Origin of the sequence: Bacillus sp. ISL-51 (assembly GCF_018613535.1) — a bacterium.
Taxonomy (GTDB): domain Bacteria; phylum Bacillota; class Bacilli; order Bacillales; family Bacillaceae; genus Bacillus.
In genome coordinates, this window is the sequence record NZ_JAGGQB010000004.1 from 106,722 (window position 1) to 130,764 (window position 24,043).

Consider the following 24,043-nt stretch of genomic DNA (forward strand, 5'->3'; position numbering starts at 1 on the left):
AAAGGAGTGATAGACATGCCTTGGTCTATGAAGGATTATCCTCAATCATTTAAAAATCTCGAGGAGCCTGTGAAGAAGAAAGCGATCGAAATCGCCAATGCGATGACGGACGAAGGTTATGAGGAAGGACGGGCTATTCCTATTGCGACAAGCCAGGCGAAGAAGTGGAAAGAAAACGCTTCTAAAGAAGAAATTGAACAGATGATGAAACATGACGATGAAACGAAGCGCGGCAACTGATCTGGAACACGGGCTGAGCGGAGCATTATTCGGGTTAACATATACGTTTTCTTGTGTGCATAAAGGGGATCATGTACGAACCGCTGATGAAAAAGCAAAGAAAAAATCTCGCTCCGGCAGAGCGAGGTTTTTTTATTATAAACCATAGTAATAAGATAGAGTTGTGACAGAAACATAGCCTGTCGCTCCTGCATAAGTTACTTTCAGCCATTTATTAGAATTGGTGTAGTGGCCTTGGACGTATTCTCCTGTTACCCATGTACCTGTAATTGTTTTACCGCTTGAGAATGTTGTAATAGTGGAACAGCTAACCTTAGAGCATGAGCGCATATTAGCACCGTAAATACCTACTGTGCCCCCGCTGCCAGCTAAAATTGAAACTTCCGGTTCAGCTTTAGATGGTTTAATAGCTGCAGCTGATGCAGAGCCGCCAAAAGCGAATAAAGAAACAGCAAAAATCATGACTAAAGAAAAGATCGACAAACGACGCATCAAGAAAATTCCCCCTTTTTTATAATGGAACTGGAAAGCTTTCCTAAGGTTATTATACTTTTTTGTTCAGCAGACTAACATAAGCCTAATGTTCCAACTTAATGTTTGACGTAAACTTTGAAAGTCTTTCTTTTTTAAAAATAAATGATATAAAAATGAATAAAATAGGTTCGTTTTTTGAACCAGAATCACTGATACTCCACTGATTCCAGATTTTATTTTAAAAAACGGCGGGGGTTTCAGCAGAGGTCATTTGAATGGTACCAGAGGGTTTTATCTTCCAATGGAAAGATTAATTATTGTTCTATTTGCTGGGTAAAATAAAGAGATGAGCTGTGTTTTTTTCAAATCAGTCCGGGCGGCTGGAAGGTTCCGAGGATTTATAGGCAAGTGTACTCTTTTAACCTTTGACTTTTTCTGAAGGGACGCTCGATGCATCCGGGCATGTGATCAAGCACGATAACATCGAGTGTGCAATCCTTAGTTTCAACCCCAGTGAAAACGGTAAAAGATAACTAAATAAACAAAAGGAGAGGTGGACATTATGCTCAGTTTTTTAGTTTCGTTAGTAGTTGCCATTGTAATCGGATTAATCGGAAGCGCGATTGTAGGGAACCGAATGCCGGGCGGTATGATCGGTTCTATGATTGCCGGACTGATCGGAGCTTGGATCGGTCACGGGCTGTTCGGGACTTGGGGGCCGAGCCTTGCGGGATTTGCGATCATTCCGGCGATTATCGGGGCAGCCATCTTTGTTCTGATCCTCAGCCTTATTTTCCGCGGGATGCACAAGGAAGCGTAAAAGAAATTCGTCAAGGAGGCATCGTTTCTTTCCTGAAACGGTGTCTTTTTTATTTTTGGACCTTTCTCACGGGGGATACATATCATAGATAAACCAGGGCATAAATGTAATGTTTTAGTGAACATAAAGAACTTGACATCTTATAATAGCGGATTTATGATGTAGATAAAATAATTTGCGCTTGGGAAACTTTTTATTATTAAGCTAAAAATCTATCAGAATTTAGGTGAGACATTATGAGCAAAGACATCTCAGCACAATCACTGCAATCCAAAGCCGTGCAAGATGCACTTGACGGCAAGAGCAAGGGGTTCAAGAGGCTTCTGCCTTTTTTAGGCCCCGCGTTTATCGCAGCCATTGCCTATATTGATCCCGGAAACTTCGCTACGAATATCTCAGCTGGTTCAAAATATGGTTATATGCTGCTGTGGGTGATCCTTTTCTCAAACTTGATGGCTTTTTTAATTCAAGTCCTTTCAGCGAAGCTTGGCATTGCTACAGGGAAAAACCTGCCTGAAATCGCAAGAGACCGATATCCGAAATGGGTGTCAGTGGGGTTGTGGATACAAGGTGAATTGGTGATTATGGCGACTGATCTTGCTGAATTTATCGGTGCGGCTCTCGGTCTTAATTTGTTATTCGGTATGCCGATGGTGGAAGCGGCGGTGCTTGCAGCGATCGGATCATTCGCTATATTAGAGCTGCAGCGGCGGGGCTATCGTGCGCTGGAAGCAGGCATTGCCGGGCTGCTGTTTGTCGTTGTCATCGCGTTTGCCCTGCAAACCTTCTTCGCAAAGCCTGATGCCGTGTCGGTCATCGAGGGGCTTTTTATTCCGAGGATTGACGGAATGGACAGCGTGCTTCTGGCGACGGGTATTCTCGGCGCGACCGTTATGCCGCACGCCATTTACTTACACTCTGCGCTTACACAGGGCCGTGTCGTCGGAAAAACAGATACTGAACGGAAAAAGATTTTCAAATTCGAGACAGTTGATATTCTCATCGCGATGGTGATCGCCGGTGCGATTAACGCAAGCATGCTGATTGTCGCGGCTGCGCTTTTCTTCAAAAAAGGACTGTTTGTAGAAGATTTAGATGTGGCGTATCATCAATTCGGCCATTTCATCGGGCCTGCTTCGGCTGTTCTTTTCGGGATCGGGCTTTTGGCCGCCGGGCTTTCCAGTTCTTCGGTCGGCACGATGTCAGGCGATATCATTATGCAAGGATTTATCCGTTACCGCATCCCGCTTTACTTACGGCGCTTCATTACGATCATTCCTCCGATGATTATCATCATCTCAGGCGTAAACGCCACAGCGGCGCTTGTATGGAGCCAGGTCGTCCTTTCATTCGGGATCGCCTTCGCATTAGTTCCGCTTATTATGTTCACAAGCAACAAGCATCTTATGGGCGTCCTGACGAACAGGAAATGGGTCACGTCTCTCGCCTGGGTCATTGCTGTATTGGTTATTGCTCTTAATCTATTTGTGATTTACGATTCATTCCGTTAGAAAAAACCCGGCCGCTAAGAGCCGGGTTTTCTTTTGGCGCCGGCTTTAGTTCGTATCTTTTTTTCGCTGGTTTTGGTATGATAGAAGAAAAATCGGAGTTTTGCATATGTCAGTATTTATCCTTTTTTATCTGTGGATTGTGCCGATTGTCATTGGCATTTTCTGTTCTCTTATTGCTTATCGGACAACAGGAAAGAAACGGCTGATCCCCGGTTTTGTGATGATCGCTTTGAGTATCGTTTCCTTGATAACGGGGCTCACACTTGGCGGCGTGAACTATCACATTTTCATCGGCGGCATGTTTTTATTCGGCACGCTATCGGTTGGCTCTGCTTTCCCGTTCTTCTTTGGTTCTTCACGAAAACAAAAATAAACAGGCTATTACGCCTGTTTATTTTTTATTTATACCATTTTACGAGAAAAAATCTGTCTTTCTAAAACAGCCGTTTCAAACTTTTCTTGAGTGACGGCATTTCGAGTTTTTGGTTTTCGAAGAAATTTTTCAGCATGTATTTGCTGAAGCCCTTCGCCTGGCCGTAAGTGATTTTCCCCGGAAGCGGCGGCTCGTCGCCGATGATGGCGTCGATGACGACCGGCTCGTTTGAGTTGAGCGCTTCATGGAAGGCGGGTGCAAGCTCTTCATGTTTTGTCACTTTAATGCCTTTCGCCCCGCAGCTTTCCGCAAATGCTGCGTAGTCCACGTTTTGCAGTTTTGTGACGTAGTCGATGTTGCCTTTGACCTGCTGTTCATATTCAATCATGCCTAAATTTTCATTATTTAAGATAACGACTGTGATCGGCAGTTTATATTTAACAGCCGTCGGGAGGTCCTGCATGACCATGGAAAATCCGCCGTCTCCGCAGATGGCGATGGACTGCCGGTTCGGTTCGGCAAGGCTTGCAGCAATGGCTCCCGGAAGACCGCAGCCCATCGTAGCCAGCCAGCTTGATACAATAAAGTCCTGCTTGGCCATTTTGAAATGGCGCGCCATCCATACAGTCACTGTGCCGACATCCACGGAAAGAACGGCATCTTCTGCTGCGGCATCCCGGAGACGGGCAATGACCTGCTGCGGCTTTAGGGGATGAGTCGCTTCTGTTTCGTCCTTTTCAATTTCCGTCCACCAATGCTGCATGTGCTCCGTGCAGGCATTCAAAAATCTTCTGTCTTCTTTATATTCAATATACTCCGTCAGCTCTTTCAGCCCAAGAGCCGCATCGCTGACAATCCCCGCGCTGACGGGATAGCGTTTGCCGATTTTCGCCGGATCTGAATCAAGCTGAATCGCCGGCGTATCTTCTGGCAGATAATCCCGGTACGGGAACGATGTCCCGAGCATAATCAGCAGATCGCATTCCTCCATGGCCTCATAGGCGGGTTTTGTGCCGATTTGACCGAGATTCCCAAGAAAGTGCGGATGGCTGTCAGGCACGACGCCTTTTGCCGGAAGGGTAATGACGATCGGGGCCGCCGCTTTGTCGGCGAACGCGAGCAGCTCCTCTTTTGCTGATTTTAACCCTTGGCCTGCGAGAATGACCGGTTTTTTTGCATTGTTAATATATTGCGCACAGGTAACGAGATGTTCTTTTTTAGGCTCAATGTCTGCTTTGAGATAAAGAGGTGATGTGTAAACCGGCTCCCGTTTGATTTTTTCCGCAAATAAATCATCGGATACGGTTAAGACGGCAACGCCTTTTTTGCTGTATGCCGTACGGATCGCCTGATTCAGAAGATCGGGCAGCGCTTCTGCCGTATGTACCTGCTGATTAAATACCGCCACGTCCTCAAACATTTGCTCTAATTTGATTTCCTGAAAGCTGTCACGGCCGATTTCATTAGAAGCCACCTGTCCCGCAATCGCCAGGACCGGGACACCGTCCGCTTTGGCGTCATACAATCCGTTCAGCAAATGAACGGCACCGGGCCCCGCGATAGAAAGGCAGACACCGATATTTCCCGTCAGCTTCGCCTCAGCCGCGGCTGCCAGGGCGGCAACTTCCTCATGACGGGTTTGGATGAATGTCAGGTTGTTTCTTTCATGTCTCAGTTCTTCGATAAATTCATTAATGCTGTCTCCGGGAATGCCGTATATGTGACCGACTCCCCATTGTTCAAGCAGCTCTGTCATTACGTGTCCTGCTGTTTTACTTGGCATACTGCATCCTCCTTTTACCTGTTTCATACCACTTCTGAAACAGGTTGAAACACGGGGGCTATTTGTCTGGCTTTTTCCTCAGCAGGTCAAGGATGGATAACAGATTTCGGTCTTTAAGCGTTACCTTGATATCCGCCGCTCCATTAAGCCCGTCTTTTACTTGCCGTTTTCTGTTCGGCACCATGAACAGCGGCAGCCGGTTTGGGCGAAACCAGCGTAAAGCGGCGGTTTCCGGCCCGTTCATCAGCGGGGTTCCGCCTGTCACGGCTCCGATGAACACGTGCTGTGTATCATGAAATGCCGGCCTTTCATACTCACCCGCTTTCCGCAGGATGGTAATGGTATATTCGGTTTTTTCACAGGCCTCTCTGATGGCTGCGGCTTCAGGTGTTTCGCCTTCTGCGATTTCTCCGCCGGGCAAATCCCATAAGGGGACGTCGTTTCGTTTCACGAGCAATATATCCCGCCCGCCATTTTGTTTGAATGATGACAAAAGCCCCTTGAGCCATGTCGTCCTCCTTTACAATAAAAGACCGCGGCACCCGGCCGGCGGTCTCTTTTTTTATTTCTTAAAATGATACGGTAAGGTGGCAACGATAATGTCCTTTTTCCAGAACAGCCGGACGCGGAGCAAAAAGGCTGATTGGTTATGAAGGATGGTCTGCCAGCGTTTTTTCGTAATGAATTGCGGAAACAGCACCATGACGGAAAACTGCTCCTTCCTCGCTTTTGCTTCCACCGTTTCCAAAAATTTATCAAACGGATGAACAAGGCTGCGGTATGAGGAATGAAGCGTCACGAGCCGGACGCCGTTATCAAGCTCCTCCCAGCGCTTTTCCACTTTCTTTTCATTTTCTTTGTCAAAGGACACATGAACGGCAATGACCTGATCTGACAATGATTTTGCGTATTGAATTGATTTCTGGACGACGGTGGTGACACCGGCAACAGGCACAATGACGACAGTTCCTTTAATATCTTCGGGCTTTGTATCGACGACCCGAAGCTGTTCGCCGACAGCGGTATAATGATTTTTAATCACAAAAAACAGCATGACGACAGCCGGCATAAATATAAGCACGGGCCAGACAAGATTAAATTTGGTCGCGAATAAAATGCACAGCACCATAAATGAAATCGCGGCGCCGCATGAGTTGATCAACATTTTTCCGGCCCAGCCTTTTGGCTTTTGTTTGATCCATTTAATGCACATTCCCGTCTGTGACAGCGTAAACGGAATGAACACCCCGACGGCATACAGCGGAATTAAATGCTCCGTCCGGCCGCCGAATAACAGAATAAGCAAAATGGACGCGACACCGAGAAAGATAATACCGTTTGAAAAGCCTAAACGGTCGCCGCGCACCGTGAACATTCTCGGCATATATTGGTCTCTCGCTAAATTAAAAGCAAGCTGCGGAAAAGCGGAAAAACCCGTATTTGCCGCAAGCACGAGAATCAGGGACGTAGCGCCTTGAATGATAAAATAAATCGTGTGGCGGCCAAACGTTTCAGCAGCGATTTGAGAAATGACCGTTTCATTCGGCTTCGGTCCCGTGCCGTAGCCGAACGCCAGCACCGTAATTCCGGTAAATAAGACGGCCAAAAGGATGCCCATCATCGCTAACGTACGGGCCGCGTTTTTAGCCGGAGGATTTTTAAAAGCCGGAATTGCATTAGAAATGGCTTCAACCCCGGTAAGCGCCGAACAGCCTGATGAGAAGGCTTTGAGCAGTAAAAACAGCGTGATTCCCGCTACAGGTGTACCGATTGACGTATGATCTGCCGGATGAATCTGGCCCGTTGCCAGCTTAAACAGCCCGGCACCGATCAGCAGGATGAGCGCCGCCACAAATAAGTACACGGGATAAGCCAAAATGGACGCTGATTCTGACAGCCCTCTTAAGTTTAAAATCATGATCAGAACCACCAGGATGACAGCAATGAGCAGGTGGTACGGGTGCAATGCCGGAAACGCTGAAGTGATCGCGTCAGTTCCGGCGGAAATGCTCACCGCCACTGTTAAAATATAATCAACGAGTAATGAGCCGCCCGCTATCAGCCCCGGTTTTTCGCCGAGATTTTCTTTTGATACGATATATGCGCCTCCGCCTTGCGGATAAGCGTAAATGATTTGTCTGTATGACAGGATCAAAGCCAGCAGCAAAATGAGAACCCCTGCGGCAATCGGAATCGAATACCAAAACGCTGCCGCGCTTACCGCGGCCAGGATGATAAGAATCTGTTCTGTCCCGTATGCAACAGAAGACAGCGCGTCTGATGAGAGCATCGCCAGTGCCTTCAGTTTGGTCAGTTTCTGCTCTCCCGCTGCCTGTGATTTTAATGGTTTCCCAATCAAAAATCTTTTGATTGAATGGTACATTTCTTGTCTTCCCCTTTTTTCATTTTCCGTTTGATTTACAAATCCATTACTGCTATCATGTCTCCTTATGCTGATTGCATGCTAAATTTCAGCACAGCAAAAAAACACAGAGGCAAACGGATGCCCCTGCGCCCTAAACGTGCACAGGTTTCATTCATCTCCTCTCATAAACGCTTACGAGGTTAGCTGACGGATTCGGGCTGATGAGAGTTGGCCCTACCTAAAAAGGATTCACCCCAAGCGGCTTAATGCGCCGCAAAAATTGGTTCCCCCGCTCTGATTTCAGATTAAGCGATATAGATTATAAAAGAGATCATACTCCCGTATCACCGGGTTGTAAAGAGGCTTTTATGCCGATTCGAAAATAAAAAAACTTCCGCCAAAAATGGAAATAAAAATACAAATAAAAGAGGCTGTCATCAGCCTCTTTTATAGCAGTCAACCTTCATTTTTTTCATTATCAGCTTTTCTCTTTTTCCTTCTTGACGTATACCAGATCAATACGGCCGCAATGATGATAAGCGCGGCGAAAAGGACGATATACATGACGTTCACTTTTGAAGCCGGATTGCTGACGCCAGCTGATTGGCCGCTGCTGTCAGACTTGATCTGCTGATGGTTCGAAAACAGCTGCTGGCTGTTCGTTTCATTAATAACCGTCGCGGCTTCGCTGCTGCTGTCTAAAAAGCTGATCAGTTCTTTTGTGACGGCCGTGCCGCTGCCTGATAGAGGAGCAAACACAGCGATGCTGTAATCTCCGTCCCACGGCGATTTTTGCGTGAATGCGATTTGTTTTGTCGTTTCGTTCAGCATCTGGAATTCTGATACATTGTACGTCCCGTTTCGATCTGACGGCACGATAAGCTCAGATGCTTTTGCCTTCAGCAGCGGAAATTGCTGTAAGCCGCCGATAAACAGGACATTGTGCCCCTTGGCGTCCGCTTCCTTCATCTCTGATGCTGTTTTCACAGTAAACGAAAACGACTGCTGGGCGCTGTTTCCGAATGAGTCAATCAATAGAGAAAGCTCTTCAAGCTTCCTCATGCTCACGCCGTCCGGGATGACCATGACTGTTTTTTCCTTCTGGTTATCCGCAAACGGGAGCGGCCAATGCTCAAAATCGGCTTTCTGCGCTGTATCGCTTACAGGATAAGACAGCGTGCTGCTTTTATCAATATAGACCCATTTATTTTCATCATGGTCAATGCACGGATTATTTTCTTTTAAACCGGATGTAACAAATTGTAAATCAATATACCTGTTGCTTTGCAGCAGCTTCGGATCTACCGGAAGTGAGACGTGATAAAAGCCGTCTTTATCCTTATTGCCGAGGTCATGAAGACGGACCGCATTCGGCTGCCCGTTGATCATGACATTAAGCTCGGCCTTTTCTGAGCCGGAATCATCCGCCTTCGTTTGAACGGCTTCTGACGTCTTCAGTTTGAGAGACAATTTTATCTGCCCGTCTTTATCAACAACCGCCAGCGCAGGGTAAAAGAAGTGCTCTGACGACGTTTTGTTTGAACCGACGGTCACATCGCCCGCCCCGAAGTCTTCTAATGTCAGTTTATTGCTTGTCTTCTCAGCAGCCGGCTGAAGCCGGTCAATCATCAATGTGGCTCCGCCCAGCTGGCCTGTATACGTTTTGTCTGTGATGACGCTGATTTTATTTGCCAGCGGCTCATCCGACTTTGCCGTGACAAACAAGACGGGCTGGCGCTTATCCTTAGCGGTCAGCACCCGTTCAGCGAGAAGGAGCTTGTTTTCTTCGGCTTTGATGTTTCCTTGTTTGAAAAGCTCTTTTATGTTGCCGTTCCAATGATCGTCGGTGCCGATCACAATCGAAGGGTTATCGATCTTCGCAGCGTCGGATTCCTTCACATATGACACCTTCAGCTTGCTGTCGGCCGTTTTCAGAAAGCCTTCTGTTTTTACTGCGGCTTCAACCTCTGCTGAGCTTGGTTTGTCAGGAATAATAATATCGGTCTCTTCACCCGTATTGCCTGATTGAGCAAACGGATACGGAAAATGACTGAGATCCGCTCCTTTTGACTTGCTGGTTTCAGAAAGCATAAGCCGGCTGTCCGGATAAATTTTAATCCAGTTTCCAGACGTATCCTGCCTTACGCAGACTCCTTCTTTTAACACGCCGTAGAAGTTCAATGAGACATTGTGATAGCCCTGGGCAGACTGGCTTTTGCTGAGATTGAGCTTCACTGACTTCCGCTTGGCGTCACCGTCAAGCTTTATGGATTTGGCAGGCTCATGATCTATAGCAATGGTTAAAGAAGATGGAGAAATTAATAAGTTCGACGCCTCATAATCAATCACCAGTGACTGATTGGCATCGGAAGCGCCTGCCGGAATCTGATAAGTCAGCTGCGAGCTGTCTTTAGCTCCGTACAGCGTGATCAGATCACTCGTCAGCGCCTGCTGCTTATCTTTGGCGCTGATGCTTTTTCCGAGAATGGAACCGTCCGTTTTCAGCTCTTGGGCTGCGGCCGGTTCCCCGTTCACCGCCAGCAGCAAAAGGCCTGTTATCAATATGATCGCTTTTTTCAAAAAGGTCACCCGCTTTTATTTTGATTGTATCGCTCCGTTTTGTACCACTTGACTTCCTGCTTGAATAATCGGTGCTTGATTTCTGTAAATAACGAGTAAATCACAAGCACGATCCAAGCCTGAGAGTATGTAAAGTACATCAGAAACACGATAAAGAAGTTTTGTTTGTTCATTTCTGTTTTTTCGATGCTTAATGTGATCATAACCTCGGTCATAAACAGGAAAAAGGCTAGTATCCACAAAATCATGGCCAAAAATCCGACTGATAAATGCAGATCATAAAACAGATTGATGACAAAGATCGTGTTTGACATAATCACGCCGAAGAAAAACAGAAAGTACGTAAAAAAGAAATAAAATAAATCAAAGATAATCCGTTTGCGTTTCAGCTTGAAAAATTGGGATAAAAACTTGAGGACGACGTATTGGTTGCCGCGCGCCCACCTTGTCCGCTGGCGCCACCAGACCTTCCACGTCTCAGGCTCCTGCTCCCACGTCACCGCCGCCGGGAAAAAGCGGATATGATAGCCGAGATTATAGACGCGGATGGTCAGCTCGGTATCCTCTGCCAGCGCCTTCTCATCCCATCCTCCGAGCTGTTCAATAATGCTTCTGCGAATGGCGAAGTTTGTTCCCGGGATAGTAGCGATTTTGAACCACTTCCACCTGCCGCCCTGCGCCATCCATTGAAAACAGATCGTTTCAATGTTGATAAATTTCGTCAGCAGCGTTTTTGCCGCGTTAATGACACGGAATTTCCCGACAACAGCCCCCGCCTTCTCGTCATTCATCAGTCCGAGAACCAAGTAATAGACCGCCATTTTTTCGGGGGTGTTGTCCGCGTCATATACGCAGATGACCTCGCCGTTCGCTTCGGCAAAACCTGAATTCAGCGCCGAGGATTTGCCTTTTCCGGCATGGGGCGGCTTTGTGATAACCATTTTAATGAAGTCATATTGCCGGGAAAATTCGCTGACAATCTCCCCCGTCCGGTCGGATGAGTTATCATTGACGACGATAATCTCCAGCCGGTCTTTCGGATAATACAAATTTACCATCGCCTTCAGCGTCTGCCTGATGACGACCTCCTCATTATGCGCCGGAATCAGAACGCTGACCTTCGGAAGCTCTCCCATATTCCCGCGCCATTTCGGAATGTTCCGCTCGAAGGTCATATAATGCCTGAAACCGCCCTGCATCAGAAACATGTGATAGAGAAGCATCACCCATATTAAGCTTAGTGAGATAAAAAACAGAATGTTACTCAAGGCTTCTTCTCTCCTTAAAGATTCGTTTTTTTAATGTGGCGCGCAAATAGAGAGTATAACCGGCAAACATAACGACGAACAAAAACACCACGCCAGAGAGAATCCACAGCGCTTTTTCCAGCGGCGTCTGCTGATGATGCCCGAAAAATGCCCATACAGGATGAATCTTGTTTTGCACGTGAATGGTTCCGTCCCCGTTCGTTTTGATCTCAACGCTGTCAGACGTTACCGTTTGCTTCGTTTTCTTCAAATCGAGCCATTCGCCATTAGGGATGCGCTCCATTTGATTGATGAGCTCAGGCAAGTATTTCATGCCGAGATACGGGTGATAAAACCCTCCCGCAACTCCGCCTTCAAAGTCAATCATTTGAGAGATTTTATTTTCCATGTCTCCGAAGGGATTTTCTTTCGACGCGTTGACAAAGCCGATCGTTTCAGGATAAAGCGTCATCCCGTGCAGCATTTCGGGCTTTGAGACAAATGGCGGCGTACCCGAGGTTTTCCATGTTGTGCCGCTGAGCTGCACTTGGCCGAATACGCTTGAGAAATAAGAGGACGCGATGCTGTAGCCTTCTTCGGACATTGTGTAGTGCGGGGCTTCGAAGGATAGCGGATAAAGGCCCAGCTGTGTTAAATCGTCAATCGCCTGTTCAAGCTTTGTCCTCGTATAGATGTTTTCTTTTTCCCGGAAAGGCTCGGCGTACGTTTGGTAATATTTTCCATTCGGAAAGTCCTGCTCCTTTTCGAGCTTCACGGGTGGATCATCCGCATTTTCCGAGGTGATCGGCTGATCGGCCTTGGCGTCCCAAAATTCAAAGCCTTCTCCCGTTTCGCTGTAGCGGTATGCATGTGTATATCCGTGAATAATGATGCTGCCGCCCATTTTTTGCAGTTTCTTCAACACGTTCACCATTCTCGGCTTGTCAGACAGGTATACCTTTTCTCCGTTTTCCGGATTCAGATATACCGGAATAACGGCCATGATAAACGGGATGTTTCTTTTATGCAGATAGGCGCCCGCTTTGTAAAGCAATTTTTCATCTGACATCGGGCTGATGTCTTCAAGCCGCAAATAGAGAAGCGTGCTCCCCGGCGATTCTCCAAACACTTTTCTCAGTTCTTTCGCCGTAAGGAGAGAATCGTTTAATAGATTCGTATGGCCGAAGTAATAGTTTGAGCTGTCCGTTTTCCACATAAAAGGGTGTGTTTTGCCGTCACTGGATCGGTACGTATAGAGGGCTTTTCCCTTTATTCCCGATACGCCGGACACATCCGCTCCTTTTTGCAGTGAGAGGTCTGTTTTTTCCTCATTACTGTAAATGCGATATACATTTTCTTTTTCTGTTAACGATAAGCCCGCAAATTGGCGGAACTGCTCCGCATTGTAACCGATGCTGACGAGCTGCTGCGGCATCTTGCTGATGAGAGAAACAAACTGCCGGCTCAGCCTTTTTTTCGTTTCTCCGTAATAAATGACGCGGCTTTTTCCTTTGAGATCGGCGTCTGTGAGGTCATGATCGCTTTTAACGGTGACAGAAGATGAGAAATGGCCGGCGAGCAAATCAAGCATTTTGCCATTAGCGGTTTCTTTGCCATCCAAGCTTGTATAGATGATGAGAATTCCGTCATCCCTGTTTTTTGCTTCCGCCGTGCGGGGAACATATGCCGCCGCGAATATAAGCAGCGCGGCCAAAAAGAGACGTATCCATTTATAGTTCATTCATCATCATCTCGTTTTCCAGTTCATTTAAAAATTGCTCCGCCGTTTTCAAATCCTTTCGGTACGGCAGATAGCATACGCGGAAGGTAATGGATACGTATTTTCCGTTTTGAAGCCGGTACGTATCCAATTCTTTTTTCAGCTTCGCCAGAACGGCCGGCATGTTTTCTTCCGGTGTATGAGTCAGCACGATTCCGAACCGTTCGTCAGACGGCCGGAACTTTTTGTCGGTTTCCCGTACGCTTGATCTGATTTGGCGGCTGATAAACGCCAGCAGCCGATCGGTCTCTTTTTCTCCGTAGAGGGATTTAAATTCCTTGAAATAATGCATGTGCAAAAGCAGAAAGACGAAGGAATTGCCGTAGCGCTCCGCCCGTTTCATTTCTTCAGAAAGCTCCAGCTTCATTCGCTTCTGGTTGTCAAAACCCGTGACTCTGTCTACCGCTACAAAGCTTGTCATCTCTTTCCGCAGCCGCTTCACTGAGCGCTGCAGGCCTTTCGCCAAGTCGTGAATTCTGCCTGACATATAGGAAAACAGCAAAAGCGCCGCACCCCAGATGACAAGCATTTGAAATCCTTCAGCCGGAGCAAACAGCACAATGCTGCCGGTTTGAAACCAAAGCAGCAGACTGCCGAGAACAAATAAAATGATCAAGGTGATGACGAGCGCATAGATCGTCCCGAACCATATTCCGGCTCCGATCACAACCAATGTCATGCTTGTGATGAGGAGCCCTTCTGATTGCTGCTGCGGCACATAATAAATAAAGAAGGCCAGTGCCGCTATTAAAACAGCTGTATAACTGCATAGTTTTTGTGATTCATTGAATGATATTTTCATTAAACAATTTCCTTTCAGCCAAAAGCGGCAGCAGGTTATCAAAAGAGTGGGTATCCCCGCCGCTCATATATCCTCCATAATCAGGTTTCAGCGGGTCCAGCGTTTCAAATGAAGTCATTCTTTCATAAAACGATTTGATGACAGCCGGATCTCCTTTTTGCTCTAATAAGAAAAGAATAGCCAGGGCATAAACCGATGGTGATTCGTATTGAACCGACGGCTCTTTCGTGTCTGCACTGTACCGTCCGTACAGCTTTCCGTTTGACTTGAATTCCTGTGTAATCCATTTTGACAAAACGGCGGCCTTGTCATCCCCCCGTTTCAGATTCACGGCGGCGTACAGCTGGTCAATGACATTCACTTCGCTGTCGTATTTGTATTCCTTTGTTTCGGTATTGTACGATTTCGGCAGAAAACCATTTTCCAGAGGCGCAAGATAGAGAACGTTCAGGTTCTGCTCTTCCGTTTTTTCATCAATGATTCCCTTTTCCTTCAGAACCTGTAACGCCTCCGGATGTACATATGATAACGTAACGGTCTTTGAAGCCGAGCCGGAATCGGCATCATAACAGTCCGCAAAATATCCGCCGTTCGTATTGTATTTTTTCAGAGATTCTCCGATTTGCTGGGCCGTTTGACCGTATTCGCTGTTTCCCCATAGAGAGGCGGCTTGGTTCAGACATACCATAATTCTGAAATCGTCGGTTAAAGCATTCGTGCCGCCGGCTTTATTTTTCTCAATCTTCCACGTCACGAGCCCGTTTTTGGTTAGAAATGTATCGATTAACAGCCGATATTGGGCTTGAAAATGCTCTTCATCCTTCCTGCCGAGCAAAAATTCCATCCATAATCCGAGTGATTCAGATAAATATAACGGGTCATCGGATACATTCGTCTTTATCATCCCCTCGCCGTTCATCAGCTTATGATAGATAAAGTGCTCTGCCGGCTGAAGCGGTCCCGACGGTTCAAGAGCCGTCTGTTTATATGTGCCGGCCTCTGCGCAGCCCGCCGTCACCCCAATGGAAATGAAAAGTAAAATGACACACAAACCGAATTGTTTCACAGCCAATCCCCCTATTTCCGATCACCTTTTTATACCAAAATCTCATTTTTTCACAAAGTATTTCTACTATATAAGAAAGGTTCCCAGATTACTAGCACTTTTTTCATATTGGTAAAAATGGGATGTACTCTGAAAAATGAGAGGAATGACAGAGAAAAGCACAACAAAAGGCAGCATTTATATAAATGCTGCCTTCCTCTTGCTTTATTTATCAAGACCCAGCTTTTTCAGCTGCTCTGCCAGTGCGTTGTTAATCGGTTCATCGTTTTGTTTTTTCATATAAGATGAAACGTCTCGCTTCGAGGCGCGTGCGCCCTTATCTTTCGCCTTGCGTTTTTCAAAGACGGACAATTTTTCGCGGTGGCCGCATACACATGCGAAGGTTTGGCCTTCGCCCTGGCCGCGGAGCTCCATTTTTTTATGGCAGTTCGGGCAGCGGGCGTTTGTTTTTCTGGCCAGCGTTTTCCGGCTCCCGCATTCCCGGTCTTGGCACACGAGCATCGTGCCGCGTTTGCCGTTGACCTTCAGCATCATTTTTCCGCACTCAGGGCAGGCGGTTCCGGAAATGTTATCATGCCTGAAGGTTTGGCTGCTGTTTTTGATTTCTTTCACCGTTTGACCCGCGTATGATTTCATGTCTTTAATAAAGACCGCGGATTTCAATTTGCCCGCTGCGATGGCGGAGAGCTTTTGTTCCCACTCGGCAGTCAAAGCCGGTGATTTTAAATCTTCAGGAACGAGCTGTAAGAGCTGCTTTCCTTTTGACGTGATGAAAATATCTTTTTCTTTTTTCTCAATTAAAAAGCTGTTGAACAGTTTTTCAATAATATCGGCGCGGGTGGCGACTGTGCCGAGTCCTCCGGTTTCGCCCAGCGTTTTGACAAGGTTTTTCTCTTCTCCCTGCATAAAAGCGCTCGGGTTCTCCATCGCGGATAATAGCGTTCCTTCATTAAAACGCGCCGGCGGTTTCGTCTGTCCGCTTGTTTCTTTCAGCGAGGTGACAGAAAGGCGCTGTCCCTGCTGAAGAGACGGGAGCGTCTGGTCCTTGTCGTCCTCATGGTCATCGTCTTCCTCATACATATCATAGACGGCTTTCCAGCCCGGAGACTGAACGGTTTTGCCTTTTGCGGTAAACGTTTCTCCGCCGATGTCGGCAATCACCTTGGTTTCTTCATATTCAAACGCCGGCATTAAGACAGCGAGAAAACGTTTGGCAATCAGATCGTAAAGCTTGCGTTCCTTATCACTGAGACTTGAGAGAATTAGCGGTTCCTCTGTCGGAATGATGGCATGGTGATCCGATACCCTGGCATCATTGACATATCCTTTATGCGCTTTAACGCCGCGTTTTAAAATCTGATTGACGTATTGGGCGTAAGGTTTGACCTCCATGCCGTTCAAACGGTCCTTTAATGTCGGCACGATGTCAGCGGAAAGAAATCTGGAATCCGTCCGCGGGTATGTGACAAGCTTATGCTGCTCATACAGCTTTTGCAGAACGGACAGCGTTTCTTTCGCTGAAAAGCCGAAGCGCTTGTGAGCGTCACGCTGTAATTCCGTTAAATCGTAAAGACCGGGAGCGAAGCTTTTTTTCGCTGTTTTCTTCAATTCTGAAATGACAGCCTGTTTTCCTTGAAGCTCTTTTGCCAAACGGCTTGTCACCGCTTGGTCGAACGTTCTTGTCTGCTTTGTTTTCTTATCCTGCCACGTCAGCGTCATATGATCGGCTGCCGCGCGAAGCCCGTAATAAGGGACGGGCGTAAACGCCTGAATATCCGCTTCCCGTTTCGCGATCATGGCCAGAGTCGGCGTCTGGACACGTCCGCATGACAGCTGCGCGTTAAATTTTGTTGTCAGTGCGCGGGTCGCATTGATTCCGACAATCCAATCCGCTTCCGCTCTGGCGACGGCGGATTGGTACAGGTTTTCGTACTCTTTGCCGCTGCGGAGCTTTTGAAACCCTTCTTTGATCGCTTTATCAGTCACCGAGGAAATCCACAGCCGTTTGATCGGTTTATGAACATGCGCCTTTTCGATAATCCAGCGGGCGACAAGCTCCCCTTCCCGTCCTGCATCTGTCGCGATGACGATCTGGCTTACGTCTTTTCGGGCAAGCTGGGCTTTGACCGCATTGAACTGCTTCCCTGTTTTTTTAATGACAACGAGCTTCAGAGGCTCCGGAATAATCGGCAGATCTTCAAGCCGCCATGATTGATATTCTTTGCCGTATCCTTCAGGGTCAGCAAGCGTCACCAAATGCCCGAGCGCCCATGTGACGATGTAGCGGTCGCCTTCAAGATATCCGTTTCCTTTTTTATGACACTTCAGAACGCGGGCCAAGTCCCGTCCGACTGAAGGTTTTTCAGCTAATACAACTGTTTTTGACATGCTTTTCACTTCTCTTTCTTTCACAATCATCCTGTTATTATAACAGACTTCCTCACGCTCTCTCTAATCGAGGACGTTTTTCGTGTCAATTTCTGAGAAAATGACATGGGTGACGGTTTGGGCATACGGAGAGGTGCGGTTGATAAATTGTTCGATCGCTTCCAGACTGTCCGCATTGATTTTCAGCATATAACACGCCGCTCCGGCAACGCGGAAGCAAAATTCGATATTGGGAATGGATTGAATGTAGGTTTTAAACTGATCATATTTTCCGTTTTTCACTGTCGCTTCTACAATACAAGATACAGGAAGCCCGATTTTCTTTTGATCAATTTCCAATGTATAACGTTTAATGACGCCGAAAGATTCAAGCTGCCTGACCCGTTCGGTTACGGACGGCGCTGACAGCTTAATTTTTCTGCCGAGCTCTCTCATGGACAGACGGCTGTCTCTTTGGAGCTCCTTAATGATGCTCAGATCAATATTATCCAGTTTCATGACCGTAGTCCTTCCTTACCCTTTTGGCTTTATTATCAGGAGAAATAAGTAAAATGACAAGAGCAGCTGCTTAAAATATGACGGTTTTTCGAAAATGATGGCAAAACCGTCATATTTGGACGGCCCCTCGCTTATAGTATAGAGAAATAGATGTCCGTAAGGAGGTTGTTTTATGCTTCAAACGCCAATCGGCAGGCTTCGCACGATGGGATTTATCGAAGGCATGTCGCTTTTAGTGCTTTTGTTTATTGCGATGCCGCTCAAATATTGGGCACATCATCCGCTCGCCGTCACCATTGCCGGCTCCATTCATGGCGGATTGTTTATTGTATATTTGTTTGTGCTGGCTTATGCGGCGTTTTCTGTCAAATGGCCGTTCAAATGGTCAGCCGCCGGGTTTATCGCGGCTTTCATTCCGTTCGGCAACTTTTTTTATGACCGCGGCCTGAGAAACTATAAATAAAAAAAGCTCCTCTTTTCATAGAGGAGCTTTTTTGCACCCGTTACATCCATTGTGTCACCCAGGCAATATAATAAGCGCCGGGAATGAAGACGAGCTGGGCAAGCAGCGTGCCCGCCACCCTTGATGTCACCATTGTCAAGGATGTCCACTTTAAATGGACATAGCTTCGTTTGCCCTTCGCCACATCATCGGCGAGGACGGATACTTTCGGATCAACAAACACGGCCAAAAGCATGGTCGCAATCCCGTTGACTAAGCCGGATGCCATGACGGCCGTCGTGCTGTGCTCCGGCGCCAGAAGGCCGGCATACAGTGCAGACAGAACCCCGATCGTGTAAATCGATGTAATGACCATATTAATGACAAACAGGCGTTTCGGGATCATCCGGAATTGAAGGCCTTTTAAATAGGAAACAGACGGCATTCTGATATAGGATCGGGCATGCTTCAGCCCATTCAGCGATAATCCTTTTTTGAATACCTGCATCACGGACCCGCCGCCGTCCGCCAAATGAATAATCGCCCGTGAAAATAAGGCGACGAATGTCGGGAGCAGGCAGATGCCGAGCAGCGTTCCGACGGTTGATCCGAATATTAAGAACCGAAACTGCGCGCCCACGACAGACAGCGCATTTGTCCCTGCGGCATCAACTAAATGCCCGGTAAACGGCTGCTGCACCATGTTTGACATGCGCGATACGATGACCATGACATTAAATAAGGATAGAGCGGATGCGATAAATCCGACTCTTGCGCCTGAAAGCCTCGTGGCGTAGGCAAGCGTTTCAATAGAGTGAATTAACAGCAGAAAGCAAAAAATGAACAGTACTTGTGATGTGAAAACGTGCAATTTCTTTTTCCTCCAGCTTCTTCATACTGATTAGACTCTCTAAAAGCGGACGAAGTTTCGGATATGTAAAAATAAAAAACCGCCCGGCTTGGCCGGTGCGGTTTGTCTTATTCTTTTCTAAGCAAATAAAGATTATATTTCCCGCCTTAGCCCGCGGGGCAGATTCATTATTGATTGTTCCGACAGAATCATCGTTCGAAAGTAAACACCATGGAATTTCTTGAACACAAGACAACGAAAGCCCTACCTCTCAATCGTCACTGCGGCTCCGAAGCCGCGCCGGTGTGAATTGTAAAACAAAAAGTCTTTTTTCCATCTCTTCGTTAGGGGCGAATGTCCAGAAGGAAAAGAATAAGCTCAGCTTTTTTCAAGCTGTACATTGAAGCCTGAAGCTTCTTTATAAAACAGAAAAAAGAAGTTTACTTTCTTTTTTATTTGCATGTTTGGTACCTAGTGGTTAATTATAACAGACTGCCCCTGAATGATCAAATCTGTTAAATCTTCAGCTCGGCCGGCGCAGTTTCACCGGCGTTCATCAGCTTGATCTGCTGCGGCTTAATTTCAAGAATCACCAAGTTCGGATCGTCTTTTCCGTCGAACCAGCGCTCCAATTTTGAACTCCAAAGCTTATCTTTCAATTCCTCTGAATTGTTGAGCTTAGCTGTTCCGGCAACCTCCACATAAGCATCGCCGAAGCCTTCACAGTCATAGCCTAACAGAATATGGACATTCGGGTTGTTTTCAATTTCTTCCGCCTTATGTGTTTCCTTGCTTGTCGGCGTGTAAATCGTTAAGCCGTCATGGAAAAATGTCATATAACGGGAATGCGGCTTACCTTGCTCTACGGTAGCAAGCGAACCGATTTTATGATGATCCAGCACTTCCAGCACTTTTTGTTTAATTTCATCCTGATTCATGAAGAATCACTCCTTTTTAACGTCTCCGCTTTTACTTTTCCACAACGGGAAGACAATTAAACCAAGAAGTGTGCTCTTTTTATTTATCCGTATTCCACTCCCGCTTCAGCATGCTGTAGTTGACTGAATCATGATATGTGCCTTGCACAAAAATGCCTTCTCTCGTCAAGCCCTCCCTCTGAACCCGAGGCGTTCCGGAATGGCTCTGCTTTTGGCGTTTTTCTCAGCAGTACAGATCATGATGCGGTTCAGCCCGAGATCACAAAAAGCATGGGCAATGACAGCTCGGCAGCAGGCAGTAATAATGCCTCTTCCTTCATCATTTTGATCAAGCCAATAGCCGATTTCCGCTTTATGGTTGGCTGTATCCAGATTGTGCATACTGATCATGCCGCAAAAACGGCCTTTTAAAAAAATACCTGCATCAAATCCTTTTTGTTCTGCATATTTATAACGCCATTCCGGTATGAGTATATTGCGGTATGTGTCGATATCAGCCAGCTCTTCAGCCCAGCTGAGCCATTCGCTGAGATGTTTTTGGTTTCGCTTAATCACCGTGTATAATTCGTTCGTATCTTCCTGTGTGAGCAGTCTGATGGTGAGATTCTCATCTATTTGATAAGAAAACATAGCCGCACCTTCTTTCCTTTATTAGCCATTATACTTCTTATTTCATTTTTTTCCACATAAAAAAGATGGAGCTTATAAGCTCCATCCTTAAATACGCGGATCGGTAAATATATCATGGTCATCGGTGCTTGTCGAAGACATTTCGGTAACGACCGCTCCTTTTGTTCCCGCTTGGAACCAATGTTTCGTATTTGGCGGAATGGTGTATTGTCCGCCCGGCTCCAGCACAATCTCATGCCAGACGGTGTAATATTCCCGATCTTCTTCGGGCGGGAGAACTTTCGGATGTTCCGTTTCTTCCCCTTCCACATAAAGATACACCTTGCCCCACCGGCAGCGGAAGGTTTCTTGTTTCCCCTTTTCGCCGTTAACGGGCGGATGGCGGTGTTCCGGGCACGTCTGGCCCGGAAACAGCACCAATTCTTTAGAGCAGTACCGATCGGTATTGACGTAAATAAACAGCTGGAGCCCCGTTTCTTGAAGCTTGCCTAAGCCGTAATCCATTATCTGAATGTCCTCGATTTCATCATCAGTCAGAACGATTCCCGCTTTTTGAAAATACGCATTAACGTCACGTCTTGAGGTCCCCATGCTCTCGCCCCCTTATGTGGTCACAAAGCCGCCGCCGTTGACGTGCAGCGTTTGCCCTGTCATGTAGGAAGATTCATCAGAAGCAAGCAGCACATAGCAGCCGACATGCTCGACAGGCTGGCCGGCGCGCCCCATCGGCGTATCTTGGCCGAAGGAAGCGACTGATTCTCCTGAGAATGTGGACGGAATAAGAGGTGTCCAGATCGGCCCCGGCGCTACGGCGTTGACACGGATTCCGTCCTTGACAAGCGCTTGGGCCATTGATCTTGTAAACCCGTTAATTGCGCCTTTTGTTGCTGTATAGTCAATCAGCTGCGGGTTGCCTCTGTACGGATTAATTGAGGTCGTATTGATAATAGAGCTGCCCGGCTTCATATAGTCAATTGCTTTTTTAGTCAAATAAAATTGCGAGTAAAAGTTTGTCTGAAAGGTTCTGTGAAGCTGCTCGCTTGTAATGTCCTTAATGCTTTCTTGCGGGTGCTGTTCTGCGGCATTATTTACGAGAATGTCGAGACGCCCGAATTCATTCACCGTTTTTTCAACCGCTTCATTGCAAAACTCCTCCTCGCCGACGTCGCCAGAGATCAGCAGACACTTCACGCCTTCTTGTTCAACACGTTTTTTTGTATCTTCCGCATCTCCGTGTTCATCAAAATAGACGATGGCGATATTTGCGCCTTCTTTAGCGTAAGCCACTGCCACGGCGCGGCCGATGCCGCTGTCTCCGCCGGTGATAAGGGCAGTTTTCCCTTTTAATTTATCTGCGCCTTTATATTCTTTGTCCTCATATACAGGTGCCGGATTCATTTCGCTCTCGATTCCGGGCTGGCGGTTCTGTGTTTCCGCAGGAAATTCTTTCGGATAGTTTCCCATGTCATGTTCCTCCTTTTTGTTCGCTGGCATATTTCTTGTCTACCTCGCGCATTTGCGGATTAAACATGAAAGAACAGTTCGAAAACGTTTTTGGAGAAAAATGTTTCACATGGAACGCATAAAAAAACCCGGCGGGATGCCGGGTTTTTCTTATGAACGCACCGCTTGTTTGCGCAATACGTCTTTTTTCACTTTGCCGAGATTGTTTTTCGGAAGTTCGCTGACAAACTCGATTTCCGGAATTTTGAAGGCAGCAAGCCGTTCTTGACAGTAACGGGTAACCTCTTCTTCTGTCAGATCTTCACTGCCGTTTGTCACGATGAATGCTTTCGGTTTTTCGCCGTAAAGCGGATCAGGGATACCGACTACAGCCGTTTCAAGAATACCCGGAACTTGCTGGATAACCTCTTCAATCTGGTCAGGATAAATATTGTCTCCGCCGTAGATGATGACGTCCTTATAACGTCCGGTGATATAGATAAATCCATCCTCATCCACATAGCCGGAGTCTCCTGTGCGGAACCAGCCATCCTTTAATACTTTTTGTGTCGCTTCTTCGTTGTCTTCATAGCCTTTGAATAAAAACGGGCTTGTAACGACAACTTCTCCGATTGAGCCCTGAGGCAGCACTTCGCCTGTCTCCGGATCTTCAATCCGCACATCGACTTCCTCCATCGGTTTTCCTGCAGAGGCCGCTTTATCCATGCCCATTTGCGGATTCCATGAGCTGATGCCCCATGCTTCGGTGCTTCCGTAGGCGTGCATGAGCGGAATGCCGATATCGTAATACTGCTGGATGAGACTGCTTGGCACTTTGGTGCCGCCTGTCAGCATATAAACAATTGAAGACAAATCAGTTTGGTGCTTTTCCCATTCTTTGAGCAGGTATGTGTAATAGACCGGCAGCGCCATAACAGTTTGAATTTTTTCTTTTTCAATAAGCTTTAAGTTTTCAACAGGGTCTTGAGTGTCCGTCATGATAAACGTCGTCCCGGTCACCGTTCCGACCATCTGACAGATGATCGCGCTTGTATGGTAATTCGGATGACAAGCTAAGAAACGAACGTGCTGCATTCGTACGCTGCCCGCCAACGTGGACTTCACGTAGTTATAAATGCCGCCGTGGGTGACCATGCAGCGTTTCGGATTGCCTGTTGTGCCGGACGTAAACATCAGCAATGCCGTATCGTTTTCAGACACCATTTCAACATCAGGCGTTTCGCCGGAGCTGGTAAACAAAGCGTCAAATTCAGGCGTTGTTTCCTCAGCCGTTCCCGTCACCACCGTCAGATGCAGCGATGATGTAAGCGCAGGAAGCACCTCTTTCATGATGTCTTTGAATTCTGTGCCGTAAAAAATGGCTTTCGGTTCACAGGCTGATAAGATGCCTTTCATTTCATAAGGTGTTAACTGCCAGCTGACCGGCACAACTGCCGCGCCGACTTCAAGCGCCGCAAACATGATGATGGATGATGCGCGGCCGTTTTTACAAAGCAATGCCACCCGGTCGCCTTTTTGTATGCCTTTATCTAGAAGCGCTTGTGCAAGCTGGTTGATTCGTTTGCGATATTCTGCGTAATTCAGGGTATGCGCACCGCTTTTTACAGCTTCTATCTCTTCGCTATTTGGAATGTCATGCAGAATCAGATGCTGTAATGTCTTCATATTTTCATCTCCCATACTGATAAATCCCATAAAACTCTGTCAGATTTTCTTCTTCACGCAACCCATTTTAAACCAAAAAAGATAACTTGTAAAACAATTTTGTTTTAGAACTATTCCACCTCAGAAT

Annotated in this window: 19 protein-coding genes, 3 pseudogenes and 1 riboswitch; of the genes and pseudogenes, 5 read left to right on the forward strand and 17 right to left on the reverse strand. The window is 46.9% G+C overall.

Going from position 1 to position 24,043, the window contains the following annotated elements; genetic code table 11:
• Positions 1-15: 15 nt before the first annotated feature.
• Positions 16-231 (forward strand): annotated as a pseudogene (locus J7E26_RS04290) (DUF2188 domain-containing protein); the annotation flags it as partial.
• A 144-nt stretch (positions 232-375) separates the two neighbouring features.
• Here the strand turns inward: J7E26_RS04290 and J7E26_RS04295 are convergent.
• Positions 376-735 (reverse strand): SH3 domain-containing protein, encoded by a 360-nt coding sequence (locus J7E26_RS04295; protein WP_214801638.1) that lies wholly within the window; start codon positions 733-735, stop codon positions 376-378.
• A 541-nt stretch (positions 736-1,276) separates the two neighbouring features.
• Here J7E26_RS04295 and J7E26_RS04300 point away from each other — a divergent pair.
• The 3 genes from J7E26_RS04300 (at position 1,277) to J7E26_RS04310 (ending at position 3,418) form a co-directional block, all read left to right on the forward strand.
• Entirely contained in the window at positions 1,277-1,534 is a 258-nt protein-coding gene (locus tag J7E26_RS04300; RefSeq protein WP_214801643.1) for a GlsB/YeaQ/YmgE family stress response membrane protein, read from the forward strand.
• 233 nt (positions 1,535-1,767) lie between these two features.
• Entirely contained in the window at positions 1,768-3,045 is a 1,278-nt protein-coding gene (locus tag J7E26_RS04305) for an Nramp family divalent metal transporter (RefSeq protein WP_214801913.1), read from the forward strand.
• Between the two features lie 106 nt (positions 3,046-3,151).
• Positions 3,152-3,418 carry a hypothetical protein gene (locus J7E26_RS04310; RefSeq protein ID WP_214801646.1) on the forward strand — a complete coding sequence of 89 codons (267 nt, stop codon included), beginning with the start codon at positions 3,152-3,154 and terminating at the stop codon, positions 3,416-3,418.
• 61 nt (positions 3,419-3,479) lie between these two features.
• Here J7E26_RS04310 and J7E26_RS04315 read toward each other — a convergent pair whose 3' ends face one another.
• The 10 genes and pseudogenes from J7E26_RS04315 to lrpC all read right to left on the reverse strand — a co-directional run bounded on the left by J7E26_RS04315 (position 3,480) and on the right by lrpC (position 17,927).
• Positions 3,480-5,201, reverse strand: coding sequence for a pyruvate oxidase (locus tag J7E26_RS04315; protein WP_214801650.1), 1,722 nt, complete (start codon positions 5,199-5,201; stop codon positions 3,480-3,482).
• Positions 5,202-5,259: 58 nt separating this feature from the next.
• Positions 5,260-5,710: pseudogene (locus tag J7E26_RS04320) on the reverse strand (NUDIX hydrolase).
• Between the two features lie 53 nt (positions 5,711-5,763).
• Positions 5,764-7,584, reverse strand: coding sequence for an APC family permease (locus J7E26_RS04325; RefSeq protein ID WP_214801652.1), 1,821 nt, complete (start codon positions 7,582-7,584; stop codon positions 5,764-5,766).
• A gap of 156 nt (positions 7,585-7,740) precedes the next feature.
• A riboswitch (cyclic di-AMP (ydaO/yuaA leader) is annotated at positions 7,741-7,888 on the reverse strand.
• 134 nt (positions 7,889-8,022) lie between these two features.
• The gene (locus J7E26_RS04330; protein ID WP_214801656.1) at positions 8,023-10,146 is read right to left on the reverse strand and encodes a cellulose biosynthesis cyclic di-GMP-binding regulatory protein BcsB; all 2,124 of its coding nucleotides are present in this window, start codon (positions 10,144-10,146) and stop codon (positions 8,023-8,025) included.
• Positions 10,147-10,151: 5 nt separating this feature from the next.
• Positions 10,152-11,414, reverse strand: coding sequence for a glycosyltransferase family 2 protein (locus J7E26_RS04335; RefSeq protein ID WP_214801660.1), 1,263 nt, complete (start codon positions 11,412-11,414; stop codon positions 10,152-10,154).
• Positions 11,407-13,134 (reverse strand): DUF2334 domain-containing protein, encoded by a 1,728-nt coding sequence (locus J7E26_RS04340; RefSeq protein ID WP_214801663.1) that lies wholly within the window; start codon positions 13,132-13,134, stop codon positions 11,407-11,409. Before J7E26_RS04340 ends, J7E26_RS04335 begins: the two co-directional genes overlap by 8 nt.
• Entirely contained in the window at positions 13,124-13,975 is an 852-nt protein-coding gene (locus J7E26_RS04345) for a diguanylate cyclase domain-containing protein (protein WP_214801666.1), read from the reverse strand. Before J7E26_RS04345 ends, J7E26_RS04340 begins: the two co-directional genes overlap by 11 nt.
• Positions 13,956-15,041, reverse strand: coding sequence for a lipoprotein YdaJ (locus J7E26_RS04350; RefSeq protein WP_214801669.1), 1,086 nt, complete (start codon positions 15,039-15,041; stop codon positions 13,956-13,958). The genes J7E26_RS04345 and J7E26_RS04350 overlap by 20 nt, the downstream gene beginning before the upstream one ends.
• 204 nt (positions 15,042-15,245) lie before the next feature.
• Positions 15,246-17,429: a DNA topoisomerase III gene (locus J7E26_RS04355; RefSeq protein WP_214801672.1), complete on the reverse strand. Its 2,184-nt coding sequence runs from the start codon at positions 17,427-17,429 to the stop codon at positions 15,246-15,248.
• A 63-nt stretch (positions 17,430-17,492) separates the two neighbouring features.
• Positions 17,493-17,927 carry a transcriptional regulator LrpC gene (gene lrpC / locus J7E26_RS04360; protein WP_061528972.1) on the reverse strand — a complete coding sequence of 145 codons (435 nt, stop codon included), beginning with the start codon at positions 17,925-17,927 and terminating at the stop codon, positions 17,493-17,495.
• 172 nt (positions 17,928-18,099) lie between these two features.
• On the opposite strand from lrpC, the gene J7E26_RS04365 reads away from it, so the two are divergent.
• On the forward strand, positions 18,100-18,390 hold the full coding sequence (locus tag J7E26_RS04365) for a DUF3817 domain-containing protein (protein ID WP_214801675.1): 291 nt from the start codon (positions 18,100-18,102) through the stop codon (positions 18,388-18,390).
• A 40-nt stretch (positions 18,391-18,430) separates the two neighbouring features.
• On the opposite strand, the gene J7E26_RS04370 is transcribed toward J7E26_RS04365, so the two are convergent.
• The 6 genes and pseudogenes from J7E26_RS04370 to J7E26_RS04395 all read right to left on the reverse strand — a co-directional run bounded on the left by J7E26_RS04370 (position 18,431) and on the right by J7E26_RS04395 (position 23,916).
• Positions 18,431-19,240 (reverse strand): lipid II flippase Amj, encoded by an 810-nt coding sequence (locus J7E26_RS04370; protein ID WP_214801678.1) that lies wholly within the window; start codon positions 19,238-19,240, stop codon positions 18,431-18,433.
• A gap of 494 nt (positions 19,241-19,734) precedes the next feature.
• Positions 19,735-20,157, reverse strand: coding sequence for a pyridoxamine 5'-phosphate oxidase family protein (locus tag J7E26_RS04375; RefSeq protein ID WP_214801681.1), 423 nt, complete (start codon positions 20,155-20,157; stop codon positions 19,735-19,737).
• Positions 20,158-20,163: 6 nt separating this feature from the next.
• A pseudogene (locus J7E26_RS04380) lies at positions 20,164-20,787 on the reverse strand (GNAT family N-acetyltransferase).
• An 87-nt stretch (positions 20,788-20,874) separates the two neighbouring features.
• Entirely contained in the window at positions 20,875-21,378 is a 504-nt protein-coding gene (locus J7E26_RS04385) for a D-lyxose/D-mannose family sugar isomerase (RefSeq protein WP_214801688.1), read from the reverse strand.
• A gap of 12 nt (positions 21,379-21,390) precedes the next feature.
• Positions 21,391-22,251 (reverse strand): SDR family oxidoreductase, encoded by an 861-nt coding sequence (locus J7E26_RS04390; RefSeq protein WP_214801691.1) that lies wholly within the window; start codon positions 22,249-22,251, stop codon positions 21,391-21,393.
• A gap of 150 nt (positions 22,252-22,401) precedes the next feature.
• Positions 22,402-23,916 (reverse strand): class I adenylate-forming enzyme family protein, encoded by a 1,515-nt coding sequence (locus J7E26_RS04395; protein ID WP_214801694.1) that lies wholly within the window; start codon positions 23,914-23,916, stop codon positions 22,402-22,404.
• Positions 23,917-24,043: the final 127 nt, after the last annotated feature.

Excerpts from the sequence above, each read along its gene's own strand:
- lrpC (WP_061528972.1), bottom strand. The coding sequence starts at position 17,927 with ATGAAACTGGATAATATTGATCTGAGCATCATTAAGGAGCTCCAAAGA.
- J7E26_RS04340 (WP_214801663.1), bottom strand. The coding sequence starts at position 13,134 with ATGAACTATAAATGGATACGTCTCTTTTTGGCCGCGCTGCTTATATTC.
- J7E26_RS04325 (WP_214801652.1), bottom strand. The coding sequence starts at position 7,584 with ATGTACCATTCAATCAAAAGATTTTTGATTGGGAAACCATTAAAATCA.
- J7E26_RS04365 (WP_214801675.1), top strand. The coding sequence starts at position 18,100 with ATGCTTCAAACGCCAATCGGCAGGCTTCGCACGATGGGATTTATCGAA.
- J7E26_RS04375 (WP_214801681.1), bottom strand. The coding sequence starts at position 20,157 with ATGAATCAGGATGAAATTAAACAAAAAGTGCTGGAAGTGCTGGATCAT.
- J7E26_RS04385 (WP_214801688.1), bottom strand. The coding sequence starts at position 21,378 with ATGGGGACCTCAAGACGTGACGTTAATGCGTATTTTCAAAAAGCGGGA.
- J7E26_RS04300 (WP_214801643.1), top strand. The coding sequence starts at position 1,277 with ATGCTCAGTTTTTTAGTTTCGTTAGTAGTTGCCATTGTAATCGGATTA.
- J7E26_RS04345 (WP_214801666.1), bottom strand. The coding sequence starts at position 13,975 with ATGAAAATATCATTCAATGAATCACAAAAACTATGCAGTTATACAGCT.
- J7E26_RS04395 (WP_214801694.1), bottom strand. The coding sequence starts at position 23,916 with ATGAAGACATTACAGCATCTGATTCTGCATGACATTCCAAATAGCGAA.
- J7E26_RS04390 (WP_214801691.1), bottom strand. The coding sequence starts at position 22,251 with ATGGGAAACTATCCGAAAGAATTTCCTGCGGAAACACAGAACCGCCAG.
- J7E26_RS04355 (WP_214801672.1), bottom strand. The coding sequence starts at position 17,429 with ATGTCAAAAACAGTTGTATTAGCTGAAAAACCTTCAGTCGGACGGGAC.
- J7E26_RS04315 (WP_214801650.1), bottom strand. The coding sequence starts at position 5,201 with ATGCCAAGTAAAACAGCAGGACACGTAATGACAGAGCTGCTTGAACAA.
- J7E26_RS04310 (WP_214801646.1), top strand. The coding sequence starts at position 3,152 with ATGTCAGTATTTATCCTTTTTTATCTGTGGATTGTGCCGATTGTCATT.